Below are 17,512 nucleotides of genomic sequence, written 5' to 3' on the forward strand. Positions count from 1 at the left end.
TCTTGCGTTTCCATTCGCCCTCACCTAGAAACTTCATGCCTGTAGAGTCTACGAGTAGATGCAGCCCATCGCTACTTTTTTGGTAGCTGATTGCAATATCAATATGCTTTTGTCTTCTACAAAGCGTGGTGTAATCTGGAGCTATCCAATTTAATCCGCAAAGTTTAATCAGACTTTGCACAAAGCCAGTAACCATACGTAAAGACAGACGGAATAAGGATTTAATCATTAAGCAGCACTGGATGGCTGCGTCGGAGTAGGTTTGATTTCGCCCTTGTTTGCCTTTTGATGGCGCATACCATTGCGTAGCAGGATCAAACCAAATGGCAATATTTCCGCGACTCATGAGTGCTCGGTTATATGCGGGCCAATTGGTTGTGCGGTAGATTTTATGTGTAGGCTTCTTCATTTGAAAATTATATCGCTGAAAAAGCCTTTACAGATAGGTTTGTGCAACAAAGCCTTACTATTCTATCAATCTACCAGTTATGCCTTTTGTGGATCGTATTGACGGTCCTTAATAAAGATCCCAGATACTGCACCACATAAGAAATAAGCACCGCCCATAATCAGGAAGCCTAATCCAATTGAACCACCACTCGCTGCTGCGCCAATAATCGCAGGTGCAAACATGGCCCCAATACGACCTGCATTATAAGCACCACCGACTGCTGTACCACGGATCGATGTCGCAAAGCTTTCAGTCATATATGTGGCATTAATCGCATACGGAATACCATATAGGAAACCAAAGAAAATCAGCAGATAGGCAATATTATCGGGGGTGTTGAACAGCACGATTACCGGTAAGAAAATTGCGGTACCAATTGCACCAAAAGCAAAAACGGCACGTCTTCCCAAACGGTCTGCAGCAAATCCGGCCAGAACTTTACCGAAAATCATGGCCACATACGTACCAATCATATAGCCTGCCATCGATTTGAAATTCATGTGCAATTCGGATTCTAGATAAGCTGGCATCCAGTTATTTACGCCGTAATAGCCAAACTGCAGAAAACCGGCCGTCAAAATCCATAGAATAAACATTTTGCGATTAGCAGAATCTGCAAAGATTTCTTTAACGGTACTCTTTTTGACAGGCTGTTTAGTAGCGACCTCAGTTGGTGCATATAAGCGCTGTAATCTTGCACGCTGCCAGGATTCTGGTTCAGGAACCAGTTTCTGGATAAAAATCGCCATAACGGATGGAATAATCGCGACAAAAAACAGAGTACGCCAGCCATATTCAGGAATAATCCAACCAGCAAGTACTGTTGCTACGATATAGCCAACCGTCCAACCCGCTTGTAAGGTGCCGAGAATTGTAGTCCGGTATTTTGTTGGCACATATTCGGCCATCAGTGTACTGGCTGCAATGTATAGAGAACCAATACCAAATGCTGAAAGAAAGCGTAATACAGCGAACTGCTCATAGTTTTGGGCAAAACCCAATGCTGCAGTTAATAGAGAAAATACCAAAATTGAAATAACAACGGTACGTACCCGACCTAAGCGGTCGCAGGCCCATCCGCCAATAAAACCGCCAATCGCCATACCCGCTAAGGTAAAGCTCCCCAGCGTACCTGCCTGTAAATTACTTAAACCAAATTCTGCTTTCAGGCTATTTAAGCTGAAAGATAGCAATAGCATGTCTGCGCCATCCACCAACAACGCCAAGAATGCAAATACAAAGGCAATCTGCTGGGTTCGTTTGGTGGTGGGTTTAATCTTTTCTAATTCTCTTGCTAAATCTAGTTCTCTTACTAATTCCGTCATATTTAAATCTCTATTTCCTATCCTTAGGTTTTTTCATTCTGATCTTGTGTATGAACATTTCTTTATGATGCATGCGCTTCAAGCGCATCCGTTTTCAAATCACTACACCTGCTCCTATTGTTGCAGTCTCTTCCCGAGACTCTTCCATTTCCTCTTATTTTTGAATCGTATTTATTCTCATCATCAGGCTAAATAAATTAAGATGATTTTTCAATCATTTTAGATGTTTTATTTTGTTATACGGAATTAAGTATCATAAAGTTGATTGTTTTTTCATTTTCATATAGCTTTAAGGCGATTATTAAAACGATATGTAATTTGAATAACATCGAACAAGGAGTGTAACGATGGGTGCTTTAACAGGCTTTCGTGTACTGGATCTAAGCCGGATTTTGGCTGGTCCTTGGTGTAGCCAGATTCTGGCTGACCTAGGTGCAGAAGTGATTAAAATTGAAAAGCCTGATCATGGAGATGACACACGAATCTGGGGACCACCTTGGCTTAAAAATAATCAGCAGGAAGATACCCATGAATCGGCTTACTATCTTTCAGCCAATCGCGGTAAGCATTCGGTTGCGGTAGATTTATCTACCCCGGAAGGCCAAAGCATTATCAAGAAACTCGCAGAACAAAGCGATGTAGTCATTGAGAACTATAAAGCAGGATCTTTGAAAAGATATGGTCTGGATTATGAAAGTCTGAGCCGACTTAATCCGCGCCTAGTGTACTGTTCCATTACCGGCTTTGGGCAAAATGGCCCGCGTGCTCAAGAGCCTGGCTATGATTTTATTGTTCAGGGTATGGGCGGCATGATGAGTGTTACAGGTGAGCGTGATGACTTACTTGGTGGTGGCCCGCAAAAAGCAGGTTTAGCCTTTGCTGATTTGACTACCGGTTTATATGCTGCAATTGCGATTCAAGCCGCTTTATTGTCCCGTGGAAAAACTGGTGAAGGTCAGCATATTGATATGGCGCTGCTGGATACCCAAGTCGCTTCCCTTTCTGTTCTAGCCATGAATTATCTAACCTCAGGTAAAGTCCCTGGCCGCTTCGGTAATGCCCATGCCAATATTGTGCCTTATCAGGTGTTTAAAGCTCAGGAAGGTGAATTCATTATTGCCTGCGGGAATGACCTGCAATTTCAAGCACTGTGTCAAGCCGTGGGTTTGAGTAAAGTGGCAGAAGATCCGCGTTTCCTGAAAAATTCAGGGCGTGTCACACATCGTGAAGAACTGACCACCCTTCTACAGGCGCATTTCTACTCTCAACCGGCAAAACACTGGGTAGATCTTATTCATGCAGTCAAAGTGCCGGTAGGTATGATTAACAACCTGAAGCAGACCTTGGAAGAAGAACAGGTACTGGCACGTGAAATGGTCATTCAGATGCCACATACCTTACGTGATGATTACACCTCAATTGGTTCGCCGATTAAACTTTCCAAGACCCCGGTAGAATATAAAAAGGCCCCGCCGTGTCTGGGTGAAGATACTGATGCCATTTTGAGTCAGTATTTAAGTCCTGCTGAAATGGAAGAACTGAAAAGCAAAAAAATCATCCAGCAGCGATAAATCTGCAAGCAATAAAAAAGGAATCGAAAGATTCCTTTTTTATTTTGGTTATGTCATTTCTCAGCAGGCTTTGGCATCCGGCTGCACGGTTTTAGGCAATTCACGGCGTAGAATTTTGCCGACTGCTGACTTTGGCAACCCAGACACAAACTCGATATATTTTGGCAGCTTATAACTGGTCAGTTGTAGTCTCAGATAGCTCATGACTTCATTCTCGGTCAGACTGTCATCCTGTTTTACAATAAAGGCTTTTGGGACTTGTCCAGATTTTTCATCATCAATTCCAATAACAGCACATTCCAGAATTTTCGGATGTTTGGATAAAACGCCTTCCAGCTCATTTGGATAGACATTAAAGCCGGAGACCAGAATCATGTCCTTTTTACGGTCCAGAATGGTGATATAACCCTGCTCGTCCATACAACCGATATCACCTGTCAGGAAGAAACCCTCTTTGGTAAATACTTGCGCTGTCGCTTCTGGTTGCTGCCAGTAACCTTTCATCACCTGAGGTCCGCGGATAGCGATTTCACCTGCTTGGTTAAGCCCTACAGGTTTAGCTTCATCGTCCAAAATCTGAATTTCAGTACCTGCCAATGGCAAGCCAATACTACCGCTAAAACGTCGGCTTAACGGTGGGTTAAACGTTGCTGTTGGTGAGGTTTCAGAAAGTCCATAACCTTCATAAATATGGCAGCCTGTGACTTCATACCATAATGCTTCTGTGCTTTTCAGGACAGACGCACCGCCACCTGTCGTAGTTTTTAAACGTGAATGATCCAGCTCGCGGAAACGTGGATGATGTGCCAATGCATTAAACATGGTATTCACGCCCGGAAACACCGTTGGTGGATGTTTATGATATTGATCCACTAAAGCATCCAGATCTCTTGGATTTGGAATCAGGACATTGGCAAAACCTCGACTTAGTCCATAACTGAACAGGCAAATGGTAAAGCCATAAATGTGATACAGCGGCAAGGCACAAAACACATATTCTTCTTCAGTGGCATATCGGTCTCCAAAATGGCTGATAAACACCGTACTGTTTTGAGCAATATTAAATAAGATATTGCGATGACTGAGCTCAGCCCCTTTGGAAACACCTGTAGTCCCACCGGTATATTGCAGGATAACGGTATCTTCCTGCTGCTGTACAGGCGCTACAAAATCAATGACCTGTACCTGATCAATCGCCTGTCTAAAGTCAGAAAACTGTTTTTCTGGATATTGCGCCGTTTGGCTATAAATTGATATCGGCTGATCCTGAATGAAATCGAGCGGATGGGTAGAAATTACATGTTTCAGTGCAGGACATTCATCCAATTGATTCAATTGCTCCAAAGTTGAACCCAGAATAATCAAGGCCTCTGCCCCTGAATCCTGAACTTGATGATACAACTCGCGCTGGGTGTACATCGGATTTACATTGACCAGAATATAACCCGCACGAATAATCGCAAAAGTCGCAATCGGATATTGAATAATATTCGGCAACATCACCGCGATTCGGCTGCCTGCTGCCAGACCCAAATCCTGAAGATAGGTCGCCATTTTCTGGCTATATACATCAATATCCTGATAGCTAAATTGGTGATCCAGGTAGAAAAATGCGGTTTTATCCTTAAATTTAAGCAGGTTCTCAGCAATCGTTGTGCTCAAAGTTTTATTAGGGTCAGGCCGGGTAAACTCCGGATTAACGTTCCATTTTTTATATTCTTCCATCCATGGCTGGCTGTTCATGACAACACTCCTTTCTTTTAATTTGACTCTATTTTGTATGTTGAAACTCTGAAGTTCCGATTATTCCTGATTAATCTTTACACCACTTTCTGCTGCATTGCTTCGATATACTGGTAGTGATAACCGCTACGAATCAAATGCTGGTTTTTATCTCTAAATGAATGTGCATAATCCGGCCAGACTAAAGTCAGCTTGCGACTCACCGGGTCCAGATACCAACTTTTACAGCTTTCTGATAACCAGACACTGCCTTGGGAAAGTTGCTGTAACTCCTGCATATAGCGATTTTCGGCGTTCTGATCGGCTTCAAAAACCTGAATCTGTTCCTGTTCAAAAAACTGCAAGGCATCCAGTACCAGATCAAATTGGGTTTCCAGGAAATAAAGCGCTGAGTTATGTCCACTACCGGTATTTGGACCATTTAAGATAAATAGATTCGGAAAATTATGGACGGTCGTAGATTGATAACCCTGCATACCACTAGACCATTGCTGCTCCAAGCTTAGACCATGCTTACCTATGACCTTTGAAGCATAAGGTGGTCGTGCTGCTTCAAATCCGGTAGCAAAGACGATGATATTTGCAGGAATCTTATTGCCAGACTTGCTGATTACACCGTCTTCCGTAATTTCAGCCAAAGCTGAATCTTCAAGCGTGACATTAGGTTTTAGAAAAGTCGGATAATAATCATTAGACAGCAACAAGCGCTTACAGCCCGGTTCATAATTCGGTGTGAGTTTTCGCTGTAATTCTGGATCTGAAATCTGATGTTCCAAGAATTGCAGGCAATTTTTCTTGACCCGCTCGATCTGGCTTTTCAGATTACGGCGCTGGGCAAAATTGTATTCATTACCCCAGAACAAGGAATGTCTTAACGCTGACATGCTGTCCGGATCTTTGCGGAAGAGCTGTTTTTCTGACTCAGAATAAGGCCGGTCTGGTCGCGGTAAAATATACGGCGCACTGCGTTGCAATACGGTCAGACTTTTTGCTGTTTTGGCAATTTCCGGTACAAGCTGGATAGCTGAAGCCCCTGAACCCACGACAACCACACGCTGATTATCCAGATTCACTTCGTGATTCCATCGTGCGGAATGCATCACCTGACCTTGAAATTCATCCAGTCCCGGAATTTGCGGCAGATGTTCATCTGCCAGATGCCCGGTTGCTGTAATTAAAAATTCTGCCTGATAAACGCCTTTAGAGGTCTGTATTTCCCAAATGCGTTTCTTGGCATTCCAGCTGGAATTTTCAAGTTGAGTCTGAAAATCAATATGTGGCCGGATATTTTCCTGATCACAGCATTGAATCAAATAGCGCTGAATTTCTGCCCCTTGCGGAAAGACACGTGACCAGTTCGGATTTTTAATGAAAGAGAAAGAATATAAATGTGACGGTACATCACAGGCGACGCCGGGATAGGTGTTATCACGCCATGTGCCACCTACTTCTGCTGCACGTTCAATAATTTTAAAATCGTGAATGCCCTGCTGTTTAAGACGGATCGCCATGCCTAGGCCACCAAAACCGCTGCCTACAATTAAAATCTTGCTGTGCTGTCCTTGAGCTTGCATTATTTTTCTCCTTTTTAAGGCATAGAAGGCTGGATTTTTTGATTCGCCGGATACTGTTCTGGGTGCTGGCTAAACTGATTGATCAGTTGCACCACTTCTGCAGGCGCTTCGATATGGATCGCATGTCCTGAAGAAATTTCGATATAGCGACTGTTCGAAATTGAAGCAAAGAGTAGTTTTGCTTGGGCTACAGGCACCATGCGGTCTTCACGACAGGCAACGACTAGAGTTTCTGCACAGATGTCAGATAAAGCTGATGTAATATCAATGCGATAATTCAGTTCCCGCTGTTTGGCTGCATCTAGTGAAGGTTTAACAAAGCGTGCCAGATCCAACACCTGCTGTTCGCTACGTGCAGACAGATAATCATCGCTATACAGGCAATAATTGACAAAATGAGGCAAGGCCGCAGATTGTTCAGTAAATAATTGCTGCCAAATGACGGTACGCAATTGTTGCACCGAGCTGGTCTTGGCCCAACCCGCTAACAGGATCAAACGCGCTACGCGCTGCTTTAAACTGGCTGCTACTTGTGCAGCAATCACGGCACCGAGTGAATAGCCGACCACTGTAATGGTTTCATCTTCTGCAACTGCATGCTGAATCAATGCTTCAACCTGTTGGCTAAAATCAGTCACCTTTAGATCAGCTTTATTCGGGGTATGCAAATCAATGGATAAAACCCGCTGATGAATACCCAGCATCGGAAAAATATAGCTGAAATGCTTGTCGGTATTTCCACCGGTACCATGAATCAGAATAATAGTGGGAAATGCAGAACGCTGTCCGACTTCATGAAAATTAAGTTGCCGATCAGCATAAGGACACTGTCGAGTAATCATGTCTAAATCCATATAGACTCCTGATCTTGTTGTTTTATGGTTTATTCAATACCAAAGAATAACTCTCAATATTTGAATGGGATTAGGATGCAAAAATTATTAAAAAAAGACCCACGACACGTGTATCGTGGGTCAAAAGCTTTAATCGAATTTGAACTCTTCAGGTTCAAGTAAAAACAGGCTTTCGCCACCAACTAGAATATTGGCAGTATGTGTCGCGGTTCTTGGTAAAATCCGAGCAAAGAAGAATTGTGCAGTTTTGATTTTGGCTGCATAGAACGGATCAGTATTACCTTCTTCAATTTTCTGTTGTGCGGTAATTGCCATTTTCAGCCACAAATAAGCGGACACGACATAACCAGAGAAATATAGGTAGTCAACTGATGCTGCCCCAATTTCATTGGCAGACTGTTGTGCTTGAGTCTGAATGGTTTTGGTGAGTTCCAGCCATTGTTCAGTCAACTGGCTGACTTGTGCAACTTGCTGGCTAAACTGGGCATGTTGCTGGTGTTCTTTTACAAAGCCCTGAATTTCATCGGTTAATGCGGTCAGCAGACCCAGTTTTGAACCCAAAACTTTACGTGCTAGCAAATCGATGGACTGAATTTCAGTGGTTCCTTCATATAGGCTGGCAATACGTGCATCACGGGCAATCTGTTCCATGCCATGTTCAGCAATATAACCGTGACCACCAAAGACCTGCATACCATGTTTAGCTGCTTCCACACCTGTTTCGGTCATTAATGCTTTAGCAATTGGGGTTAATAATGCCAGACGATCTTCTGCGGCTTTCTTTTCTTCCGGGCTGTCAGTGGCTTCAGCGATATCGGCATAGGTCGCCAGATAATATGCAAGTGCACGTGAACCTTCTGCAAACACCTTTTGAGTCAGAAGCATGTTACGTACTGCCGGATGTACGATAATCGGATCTGCAGGCTGGCCTGGCGCTTTTGCACCTTCAAGTGAACGCATCGCCAGACGGTCTTTGGCATAAGCCAATGCCCCCTGATAAGAAGATTCTGCTGCTGCCAAGCCTTGAATGGCTGTACCGATACGTGCCGAGTTCATAAAGGTAAACATGCAGTTTAGGCCGCGATTTTCAGGCCCTATCAGGAAACCTTTGGCATTATCAAAATTCAGCACACAGGTCGCATTCCCGTGGATCCCCATCTTGTGTTCAATGGCACTACACACCACGCCATTACGGGAAGCTACATTTCCAGTTTCATCCAGATTGTATTTAGGCACGATAAATAGTGAAATGCCTTTGGTGCCTGCGGGTGCATCCGGTAAACGCGCCAATACGATATGTACAATATTCTCAGCCAGGTCATGTTCACCTGCTGAGATAAAGATTTTCTCACCGCTGATGCTGTAGCTGCCATCTTCATTCGGCACAGCTTTGGTACGGATCAGACCCAGATCAGAACCGGCATGGGATTCGGTTAAACACATCGTCCCAGTCCAGCGACCTGCAATTAAAGGCACCAGGAATTTCTGTTTCTGTTCATCGCTACCATGATGTTCCAGGGTACGCATGGCACCATGGGACAGGCCCGGATACATGCCCCATGACCAGTTGGTTGCAGTAATAATTTCAGAAATAGCAATACGGTATAAAGTCGGGAAACCTTGTCCGCCATATTGCTCATCGCCCGTTAAAGAGGTAAAGCCCAGTTCCACATACTTGTCATAAGCAGCTTTAAAACCATCCGGTGTCGTTACGATGCCATCTTTCAAACGGCAACCCTGCTGGTCGCCTGTCGCATTAATGGGTAGAAGTTCGTTTTGGCAAAAATCAGCGGCAACTTCCAGATATTGCTCCATAATATCCATAGATACTTTGTCTGCGAACTTAGCATAGCCCTGATACTTCTGCTCAACATTGAGTAGGTCTTTCAGGACAAACTTCATATCTTTTAATGGCGCAATATAATTTCTCATCGTAATTCCCTTGCATGAGTTTTTAATTTGTATATTTATGACAATTAATTTCATAATACGAAATTATGTTTTAAATCCACTATAATATAATTTAAAGAATAAAATCTAGTCATTCGATGAAATTTCCCATTTAAAAATAAAAAATATACAGGATGAAAAAAAGCCATTCATGGTGGAATGGCTTTTCTATTCAGCGACTACACTAAAGCTGATTAACGTGGAAAAAATTGAGCTAAACGTTGATGAACAATCTGCTCTGCCTCCTGCATGATATTTTCAATCAGCGCCTGACAAGTCGGGATGTCATGAATCAATCCCATCACTTGACCTGCAGTCAGGACTCCCGCATCCACATCGCCATTTTCTAAAGCGAGCTTGCCTTTTAAGCCACTAACATAGGGACGAATATGTTCAAATTCCAGATCTGGATCTTCACTCATTTTAACAACTAAATCAGATACCGCATTTTTGGCGACACGGACGGTATTCCTGAATTGTCGATACAGCAGATGCGTGGCCCTTTCATCATTGTCGACATAAAACTGCTTGATGTTTAGATGAATTGGTGCTTCTTTAGTGGCACAAAAACGTGTACCCATATTGATGCCTTCCGCACCTAAAGCCAAAGCTGCAACCAGACCACGGCCATCAGCAAAACCACCACTGGCCACAATCGGCACAGTGAGCTGATCCGCTGCCGCAGGAATTAAAATCAGGCCAGGAATATCGTCTTCACCTGGATGACCTGCACATTCAAAACCATCAATCGAAATAACATCCGCGCCAATTCTTTGTGCTGAAAGCGCATGACGAACGGAAGTACATTTATGAATGACAATAATGCCGTGTTGCTTAAACGCCTCAATATGTTCATGAGGCTTGTTGCCTGCTGTTTCTACGATCTTGATACCACTTTCAATGATCGCCTGTCGATATTCAGCATAGGGTGGCGGATTCACAGCGGGCAATAAAGTCAAATTGACGGCAAAAGGCTGATCGGTCATTTCACGGCAGCGCGTAATCTCTCTGACCAGCGCTTCAGGTGTGGGTTGAGTCAGTGCAGTCAATGTTCCTAGGCCGCCAGCATTGGAGACTGCACTGGCCATTTCTGCTGTGCCGACCCACATCATGCCGCCCTGAATAATCGGATAGCGAATGCCTAAAAGCTCGGTAATACGGGTCTGAATCTTCATAAAAGCTCTCCTTAGCGTCCGGTAAATTGTGCAGGGCGTTTTTCGATAAAAGCCTGGACACCTTCTTTATAGTCCTGACTGCTCAGAGCCAGATATTGCAGATTTTGTTCCAGCTCCAGTTGCTGGTCCATGTTATTTTCAGCACTGCGTTGCAAGGCCTGTTTGGTTAAAGCCAGTGCATAGGTCGGCTGTTGAGATAATCGCTGTGCAATTTCGTCGATATAAACATCAAATTCTGTATCTGGAAGCATTTTCCAGATCATGCCCATTTCAGCGGCCTCTTTGGCATGCACCGGTTCGCCCAGAAAAGTTAGTGCCATGGCACGTGCATAACCGATTAAACGTGGCAACATCCAGGTGCCACCGGCATCAGGAATCAAGCCAATTTTAGAAAAGGCCTGAATAAATCGGGCACTTTCCTTGGCAATGACCAGATCACAGGCCAACGCGATATTGGCACCTGCACCGGCAGCCACACCATTCACTGCTGCGATCACCGGTTTGGGACTCTGGCGGATCAGGTTAATCAAGGGATTATAGTATTTGGCCAGTGAGCCTTGCGGTGGCAAAGGCACGTTGCCGAGCTGTCCAGCACGTTCTTTTAAATCCTGACCTGCAGAAAAAGCCCGGCCATTCCCACGAATGACAATGACCCGAATGTCTGAATCGGTGTTCCAGACTTTCAGGATTTGTTGTACTTCCTCATGCATCAGACGATTAAAGCTGTTGAGTGAATCTGGACGGTTAAAGGCCAATGTAGCGACGCCTTGCTGGACCTTCGTCTGAATTGTATTCAACATGATAAATTTCCTTATTTTTTCTTATATCTTTGTGGTTAATAACCTTTACTTAGATCAACCTGATGACATAAGGCCAAACCGCTATTTAAACGGCGGTCATTTTCCAGAATCTGCTCAACGACCACGGACATCGGTGCATGCGAAGCAATATGCGGGGTGACCACAATCTTTTCATGCTGCCAAAATGGATGTTCAGCAGCTAAAGGTTCCTGCTCAAACACGTCGACAATTGCACCACGTAAGTGGCCGGAATCTAGCGCGTTTAATAAATCCTGCTCGATTAAATGCTGACCCCTTCCAACATGAATTAATGCCGCCTGTTCAGGCAACTGCTGAAATAATTCAGCAGAAAGAATGCCGGTATTTTCTTCAGTGAGTGGCAGCAGATTAATCAGGATCTGGCTTTGAGCCAGAAAATCAGAAAGTTGTTCTGACCCCACATAGCTTTTGACCCGATCAATCTCTTTTGGGGAATTGGACCAGCCTGATACCTGATAGCCCATGTCGGCAAAACGTTCTGCCACATAACCGCCCATATGGCCAAGGCCCATAATCCCAATCTGGATATGATGGCTATAATTTTGGCGATACTGCTTCCATAGCTGCTGCTTTTGCTGCTGGATCATGCGGTCCAAATAACGCTGAAAATACAGCACACCCCAAAGCAGATAATCAAACATGCCTTTTTGATGATGTGGATCCAGTACCCGGCAGACTGACTGGTCGGATCTAATCTCGTTTAAATTTAAATGTTCGACCCCTGCAGCAATCGAATGAATCAAGCCAAGTTCTGGAAGCTGCCGGAGTTTTTCCAGATCTGGAAACCACGAGGCTGCTGTGGTCGCCAGTCCTGCTTCCGGGCTGTCCAATGTACAAAAACTGCCCTTAGGGGCATATTTCTGAAAAGACTTCACCAGAATCGCTTCAATATTCGGCACAGTACTGGAAATCACAATCATGATGCATACTCCGTATATTGATGTTCAATCAGGGATAACGCAGCCTGCCAGGCACGCTGTAAAATCGGTTCAACTAAAGGACTGGCGAACTGCTTGGCGGTTTTAATTCGTACATCTTCACTTGGATAATGCAGTTCGGCACCTCCACTTAAAGCCTTGACCTGCGCCTGACAGGCACGCTCCAGGAAATAGATTTCATGAAAGGCCCGTGCAATCGTTTCGCCAGCCGTTAATAGGCCATGATTGCGTAAAATCATGGCACGATGGCCGCCTAGGTCCTGAATCAGGCGCTCCTGCTCATCTGTTGACAATGCCACGCCTTCATATTCGTGATAGGCCACCTGCTGATAAAATTTCAGCGCATGCTGGGAAATTGGCAGAAGTCCGTCTTTCTGTGCAGAAACTGCTATGCCATCTGCGGTATGCGTATGAATGACGCAGTTCAGATGAGCATGTGCTTCATGAATTGCGGAGTGGATGACGAAGCCCGCCATATTCACCGGCTTGTCTTGTTCATAGCTTTCTACGACCTGCCCTTCATGATTAATCTTGACCAGCGTTGATGCACACATTTTTTCAAAAGCGACTCCATACTGATTAATCAGAAAACAGCCAGGCTGATCGGGAACTCTTAAACTGATGTGAGTATCAATCAGGTCCGTCATCCGGTAATGCGCGATAATGCGATAAAGCGCTGCGAGTTCACAACGTGCCTGCCATTCAGCATCTGTGACGAGATTTTTTATTGTCATCGTTCCATCCTGGAAAAATATAGCATTTCGATCACTATCTGTTATATCATAATTCTATAAAAACAGAATATTATTTCATAAAGCGAAATAAATCGTTACAAGGAGTTGCTATGCTAACATCACAATTAAACGGACTTGAATATCTCACCGCAATTAAAAATGGAGAAATTCCCAGCTCAGCCATGAGTGAAATTATTCCCATGCGTCTGACCTTGGTACGCGAAAATTATGTGGAATATGAGGTGCGTCCTGATCAGCGCCATTACAATTTACAGGGTGGAATTCATGGTGGCTTTTGTGCAACGGTTCTAGATAGTGCGACTGGCGCTGCCGTGCATACGACAGTTGATGCTGGCGTCAGTTTTTCGACCATCGACCTGAATGTCAAAATGCTCAAAGCCATGAAAAATGGTGAAACTTATACTGCGATTGGTGAAGTGATCCGGATCGGACGCAATGTGCTGACTTCAGAAGGTCGTATTGTCGATAAAGACGGTAAAGTTTATGCCTTTGGGTCGGCAACATTATTAGTCACTGGTCGTAAGTAATCATTACACCGATATAATCAATCCCTGTATGTGCAGGGATTTTTTTATTTTGAAAAAAATCCCAATAAAAAATGCCATGCATATCATCTATACATGGCATGAAAGCAATAACTAAAACTGTTATGCAGCTTCAGGGTTTTCAATCACCATCGCCAGGCCTTGACCCAGACCGATACACAGACTGATCACGGCATATTTTTTACCGGTACGCTGTAACTGACGTGCAACAGTTAAAGTCAAACGCGCACCCGAACAGCCCAGTGGATGGCCAATAGCAATCGCCCCGCCATTTGGATTGATACGCGGATCATCCAAAGCGACATCCAGACCTTTCAGGCAAGATAATACCTGACTGGCAAAGGCTTCATTAATCTCGATGATATCCATGTCGTCCAAAGTTAAGCCAGCACGTTGTACTGCCTTTTTAATCGCTTCAATTGGGCCTGCACCCATGATGCGTGGCTCAATGCCAGCGGCTGCAGAAGACAGGATACGAGCTAAAGGTTTTAAGCCATACTGTTCCTGAACTTTTTCACTGCCAATCAACAGCGCTGCAGCACCATCATTAATGCCAGATGCATTTCCGGCAGTTACCACTCCACCTTCAAATAATGGCTTTAACTTAGATAGTGCTTCAAAGGTTGAAGATGGACGTGGATGTTCATCTTCAGTTACTTGTTTAGGCGGAAGTTTACGCCCTTGTGAAACTTCAATCGGGGTAATTTCACCCTCAAAGAATCCTGCTTCTTTAGCTGCTTGATATTTGGCTTGTGATGCAGCAGCAAAGGTGTCAGCCTGTTCACGACTAATACCGAACTCTTCAGCGACGTTATCACCTGTTTCAGGCATGCTGTGCGCGCCAAACTGATCCGTGAATTTACGGTTCGGGAAACGTGTACCAATCGTGGTGTCATAAATTTTGGCATCACGTGAATAAGCACTTTCTGCTTTGCCCATCACAAAAGGTGCGCGGGTCATGCTTTCTACACCACCCGCAATATACAGCTCACCTTCACCTGCAGTAATGGCACGTGCCGAATCAATCACAGCACCGAGACCTGATGCACATAAGCGGTTTACCGTCTGACCTGGAACTGTTACCGGCATACCTGCTAACAATGCTGCAAAACGTGCCACATTACGGCTGTCTTCACCGGCCTGGTTGGTGCTACCAAAAATCACATCTTCTACGTCGGCTGCTGGAATACCGCTTTTTTCTAACAGACTTTTAATGACTGTTGCTGCCAGATCATCAGGACGTACAGTGGCCAGGCTTCCTGCATGGCGACCGATTGGAGAACGTAAACCATCATAAATATAGGCATTTAACATGAGTGTTATTCCTTTAACTTTTTAATTAATGTGTAGTATGAACAAGAGGTAGACCAAGCTGCACGCGGCGGCGTAACCAAGGACTTGGGCGATAACGCTGGTCACGGGTAATCGCGGTCATGCGGTCTAGAATTTTCAGAATTTTTTCAGCGCCCAATACATCGCCCCATTCAATTGGACCATATGGATAACCAAGGCCTAATTTCACGGCAACGTTAATGTCTTCTACAGTTGCTACACCTTGCTGGGCGATATCACAGCCAAGATTCACGATCATGGCTAACGCACGTTGAGCTACAAAACCAACACTTTCCTGAATTGTGCTCGCACTTATACCATCCAGATTGAAAATCGATTGTGCTGCATGAACCAGTTCAGGTTGAGTCACAAACGTTGGCATCAAGGTACGGTGTTTATTCAAGCCGTAAAGCAGATCGATACAGACTACTTGCTGTGGTGCTACCTGATAACGGACTGCTGCTGCAGTGGCATCTTCGCCATACGTGGCAATCAGGATTAAAGCATCCGCTGAAGGTGTTTCATTCTGCTCGATCTGAATGTTGAACTGCTGCAGATATTGCTCAAGCGCCTGACGGTCACCGCTATATTCTGTTCCCAGCCAGACTGATGGATATTGATCCAGTTTTTCAGCTAGTGTTGGATCCACATCACCTACTTTGCTACCTGAAGTGTAATCATAAAAACCTTTACCGGTTTTACGACCTAACTGTTTGGCAATAAAACGCTGGCGGGTAATGACACTTGGACGGTAACGTGCTTCTTCATAGTACTGATGATAAATCGATTCGCTAACCGGATGAGATACATCCATACCGGTCAGATCGCCTAACTCAAACGGCCCCATCTTGAAGCCGATACCATCGCGGTAAATACGGTCAATGTCATAAAATGGGGTGACATTTTCATTCAGAATGGCATAGGCTTCACTACCAAAGGCACGACCGGCATGGTTAATGATGAATCCTGGGGTATCTTTGGCTTGGACCGGACGATGTCCCATCTTAATGGATAGCTGGGTTAAGGCATCAATAATATCGGCATGAGTCTTAAAGCCTTCGATCACCTCGACCACTTTCATGAGGGGTACCGGGTTAAAGAAGTGATAACCGGCAATACGTTCCGGTTGGCTACAATTGGCAGCAATTGCACTGATCGATAATGAAGAGGTATTGGATGCCAGAATCGCCTCAGGTTTTACAATCTCTTCCAGCTGCAGCATCAGCTTTTGCTTGATTTCGAGATTTTCAATAATCGCTTCAATAATTAAATCACAAGCTTTCAAGTCTTCTAACTGCTGAGCGATCGACAGATGAGCAATATCTTCAGCTGCTTTTTCGTGGCTAAATTTACCCTTGTCAGCAAGCGTGTTTAATGTTTTAGCCAGTTTTTCCCGTGCCTCTTCAGCTGCCCCTTCTTTGGCATCAAACAGTATCACGTCATGACCAGACTGAATCGCAATCTGGGCAATACCTGCACCCATCGTGCCTACGCCAATAATTCCGATTTTCTGAATTTGAATGCTCATGCCTATCGTCCCTGATAATTCGGTTTACGTTTTTCGATAAAGGCCTGCATACCTTCTTTTTGATCTTCTGAAGAAAACAGCATCTGGAAAGACTTACGTTCCAGAGTAAGTCCGGCATTGAGCGGCACATCTTCGGCCAATAAAGCCACTTCCTTGATTTGCTCCAAGGCAATTGGCGGCATTTTTGCCAACCCTTCTGCCATCTTGATGGCAGTTGCAAGGGTTTCACTGTCTTCAGTCACCTGGGACACCAGACCAATTTGATAAGCTTCCGGTGCAGGTACCAGACAACCGGTCATGATGATACGCATGGCATGGAATTTGCCTACTGCACGGAATAAACGTTGAGTCCCACCTGCACCCGGCATCACGCCAACTTTCACTTCAGGTTGACCGAACTGGGCACTTTTTCCAGCAATGATAATGTCTGCATGCATCGCCAGTTCACATCCACCCCCCAGTGCATATCCGTTTACAGCTGCAATCACCGGTTTGGAACATTGTGCAATCGCCTGCCAGTAACGTTCAGTCCGACGTTGCATCATCTGGATGGTTTCAGCGGTAGCTAATTCCTTTAGATCGGCCCCTGCTGCAAAATCTGTTTCACCGCCCGTAAGAATAATGGCCCGAATATTTTCGTCATCATTGAGTTGTAGAAAAGCTGCAGCCAGTTTCTGGCGCACTTCTGTATTCAAAGCATTTTTTGCTTCTGGTCGATGGATCTTGACCATCGCCACATGTGCTGAGATTTGCTCTACTTGAACCACCTGTTCCATTAAAATCTCCATTTATTTTGTATAGCGAAATTTTATTTTATATAAAACTACGGTTTCTAAGTCTATAAATCAAGAATTTTTAACTCAAAAATTCAAAAAAGTTATTTTTTACTAAAAATAGAGTAAAAACTCTTGTTCAGTTGGTTATTTTATGAT

Annotated in this window: 14 protein-coding genes and 1 pseudogene; 2 read left to right on the plus strand and 13 right to left on the minus strand. The window is 44.4% G+C overall.

Going from position 1 to position 17,512, the window contains the following annotated elements; genetic code table 11:
* Nucleotides 1-409, minus strand: a pseudogene (locus MF4640_RS16140) (IS5-like element IS17 family transposase); the annotation flags it as partial.
* A 77-nt stretch (nucleotides 410-486) separates the two neighbouring features.
* Nucleotides 487-1,776, minus strand: a complete 1,290-nt coding sequence (locus tag MF4640_RS16145) for an MFS transporter (protein WP_078390243.1) — start codon at nucleotides 1,774-1,776, stop codon at nucleotides 487-489.
* 347 nt (nucleotides 1,777-2,123) lie between these two features.
* Between MF4640_RS16145 and MF4640_RS16150 the strand changes: the two genes are divergently transcribed.
* A complete protein-coding gene (locus MF4640_RS16150) occupies nucleotides 2,124-3,347 on the plus strand; it encodes a CaiB/BaiF CoA transferase family protein (protein ID WP_078390244.1) in 1,224 nt (407 codons plus the stop codon).
* Nucleotides 3,348-3,407: 60 nt separating this feature from the next.
* Here the strand turns inward: MF4640_RS16150 and MF4640_RS16155 are convergent, their stop codons facing one another.
* The 8 genes from MF4640_RS16155 to MF4640_RS16190 form a co-directional block, all read right to left on the minus strand.
* Entirely contained in the window at nucleotides 3,408-5,090 is a 1,683-nt protein-coding gene (locus MF4640_RS16155) for an AMP-binding protein (protein WP_078390245.1), read from the minus strand.
* Between the two features lie 77 nt (nucleotides 5,091-5,167).
* Nucleotides 5,168-6,664, minus strand: coding sequence for a flavin-containing monooxygenase (locus MF4640_RS16160; protein WP_078390246.1), 1,497 nt, complete (start codon nucleotides 6,662-6,664; stop codon nucleotides 5,168-5,170).
* Nucleotides 6,665-6,678: 14 nt separating this feature from the next.
* On the minus strand, nucleotides 6,679-7,518 hold the full coding sequence (locus tag MF4640_RS16165; protein ID WP_078390247.1) for an alpha/beta fold hydrolase: 840 nt from the start codon (nucleotides 7,516-7,518) through the stop codon (nucleotides 6,679-6,681).
* Between the two features lie 129 nt (nucleotides 7,519-7,647).
* The gene (locus MF4640_RS16170) at nucleotides 7,648-9,450 is read right to left on the minus strand and encodes an acyl-CoA dehydrogenase C-terminal domain-containing protein (protein WP_078390248.1); all 1,803 of its coding nucleotides are present in this window, start codon (nucleotides 9,448-9,450) and stop codon (nucleotides 7,648-7,650) included.
* 212 nt (nucleotides 9,451-9,662) lie between these two features.
* The gene (locus MF4640_RS16175) at nucleotides 9,663-10,643 is read right to left on the minus strand and encodes an NAD(P)H-dependent flavin oxidoreductase (RefSeq protein ID WP_078390249.1); all 981 of its coding nucleotides are present in this window, start codon (nucleotides 10,641-10,643) and stop codon (nucleotides 9,663-9,665) included.
* 11 nt (nucleotides 10,644-10,654) lie between these two features.
* Nucleotides 10,655-11,443 carry an enoyl-CoA hydratase-related protein gene (locus tag MF4640_RS16180; RefSeq protein ID WP_078390250.1) on the minus strand — a complete coding sequence of 263 codons (789 nt, stop codon included), beginning with the start codon at nucleotides 11,441-11,443 and terminating at the stop codon, nucleotides 10,655-10,657.
* A 35-nt stretch (nucleotides 11,444-11,478) separates the two neighbouring features.
* Entirely contained in the window at nucleotides 11,479-12,402 is a 924-nt protein-coding gene (locus MF4640_RS16185; protein WP_078390251.1) for a 2-hydroxyacid dehydrogenase, read from the minus strand.
* Nucleotides 12,399-13,154 carry a class II aldolase/adducin family protein gene (locus MF4640_RS16190; protein ID WP_078390252.1) on the minus strand — a complete coding sequence of 252 codons (756 nt, stop codon included), beginning with the start codon at nucleotides 13,152-13,154 and terminating at the stop codon, nucleotides 12,399-12,401. Before MF4640_RS16190 ends, MF4640_RS16185 begins: the two co-directional genes overlap by 4 nt.
* Nucleotides 13,155-13,264: 110 nt before the next feature.
* Here MF4640_RS16190 and MF4640_RS16195 point away from each other — a divergent pair, with 110 nt between their 5' ends.
* Complete coding sequence (locus MF4640_RS16195) at nucleotides 13,265-13,702, plus strand: PaaI family thioesterase (protein ID WP_078390253.1); 438 nt, start codon at nucleotides 13,265-13,267, stop codon at nucleotides 13,700-13,702.
* Between the two features lie 120 nt (nucleotides 13,703-13,822).
* Here MF4640_RS16195 and MF4640_RS16200 read toward each other — a convergent pair whose 3' ends face one another.
* Genes MF4640_RS16200 through MF4640_RS16210 form a run of 3 tightly spaced genes read right to left on the minus strand, consistent with a single transcriptional unit; the run spans nucleotide 13,823 to nucleotide 17,356 of the window.
* On the minus strand, nucleotides 13,823-15,034 hold the full coding sequence (locus tag MF4640_RS16200) for a 3-oxoadipyl-CoA thiolase (protein WP_078390254.1): 1,212 nt from the start codon (nucleotides 15,032-15,034) through the stop codon (nucleotides 13,823-13,825).
* A 25-nt stretch (nucleotides 15,035-15,059) separates the two neighbouring features.
* Nucleotides 15,060-16,580 carry a 3-hydroxyacyl-CoA dehydrogenase gene (locus MF4640_RS16205; RefSeq protein WP_078390255.1) on the minus strand — a complete coding sequence of 507 codons (1,521 nt, stop codon included), beginning with the start codon at nucleotides 16,578-16,580 and terminating at the stop codon, nucleotides 15,060-15,062.
* 2 nt (nucleotides 16,581-16,582) lie between these two features.
* A complete protein-coding gene (locus MF4640_RS16210; protein WP_005222169.1) occupies nucleotides 16,583-17,356 on the minus strand; it encodes an enoyl-CoA hydratase in 774 nt (257 codons plus the stop codon).
* Nucleotides 17,357-17,512 lie beyond the last annotated feature (156 nt).

It is taken from the genome of Acinetobacter sp. MF4640 (genome assembly GCF_002018895.1).
Lineage (GTDB): Bacteria > Pseudomonadota > Gammaproteobacteria > Pseudomonadales > Moraxellaceae > Acinetobacter > Acinetobacter johnsonii.

What these genes read in the sequence shown, in the direction of transcription:
- MF4640_RS16155 (WP_078390245.1), bottom strand. Translation starts at nt 5,090, where the DNA reads ATGAACAGCCAGCCATGGATGGAAGAATATAAAAAATGGAACGTTAAT.
- MF4640_RS16175 (WP_078390249.1), bottom strand. Translation starts at nt 10,643, where the DNA reads ATGAAGATTCAGACCCGTATTACCGAGCTTTTAGGCATTCGCTATCCG.
- MF4640_RS16210 (WP_005222169.1), bottom strand. Translation starts at nt 17,356, where the DNA reads ATGGAACAGGTGGTTCAAGTAGAGCAAATCTCAGCACATGTGGCGATG.
- MF4640_RS16160 (WP_078390246.1), bottom strand. Translation starts at nt 6,664, where the DNA reads ATGCAAGCTCAAGGACAGCACAGCAAGATTTTAATTGTAGGCAGCGGT.
- MF4640_RS16195 (WP_078390253.1), top strand. Translation starts at nt 13,265, where the DNA reads ATGCTAACATCACAATTAAACGGACTTGAATATCTCACCGCAATTAAA.
- MF4640_RS16185 (WP_078390251.1), bottom strand. Translation starts at nt 12,402, where the DNA reads ATGATTGTGATTTCCAGTACTGTGCCGAATATTGAAGCGATTCTGGTG.
- MF4640_RS16165 (WP_078390247.1), bottom strand. Translation starts at nt 7,518, where the DNA reads ATGGATTTAGACATGATTACTCGACAGTGTCCTTATGCTGATCGGCAA.
- MF4640_RS16145 (WP_078390243.1), bottom strand. Translation starts at nt 1,776, where the DNA reads ATGACGGAATTAGTAAGAGAACTAGATTTAGCAAGAGAATTAGAAAAG.
- MF4640_RS16150 (WP_078390244.1), top strand. Translation starts at nt 2,124, where the DNA reads ATGGGTGCTTTAACAGGCTTTCGTGTACTGGATCTAAGCCGGATTTTG.
- MF4640_RS16170 (WP_078390248.1), bottom strand. Translation starts at nt 9,450, where the DNA reads ATGAGAAATTATATTGCGCCATTAAAAGATATGAAGTTTGTCCTGAAA.
- MF4640_RS16200 (WP_078390254.1), bottom strand. Translation starts at nt 15,034, where the DNA reads ATGTTAAATGCCTATATTTATGATGGTTTACGTTCTCCAATCGGTCGC.
- MF4640_RS16205 (WP_078390255.1), bottom strand. Translation starts at nt 16,580, where the DNA reads ATGAGCATTCAAATTCAGAAAATCGGAATTATTGGCGTAGGCACGATG.
- MF4640_RS16190 (WP_078390252.1), bottom strand. Translation starts at nt 13,154, where the DNA reads ATGACAATAAAAAATCTCGTCACAGATGCTGAATGGCAGGCACGTTGT.
- MF4640_RS16180 (WP_078390250.1), bottom strand. Translation starts at nt 11,443, where the DNA reads ATGTTGAATACAATTCAGACGAAGGTCCAGCAAGGCGTCGCTACATTG.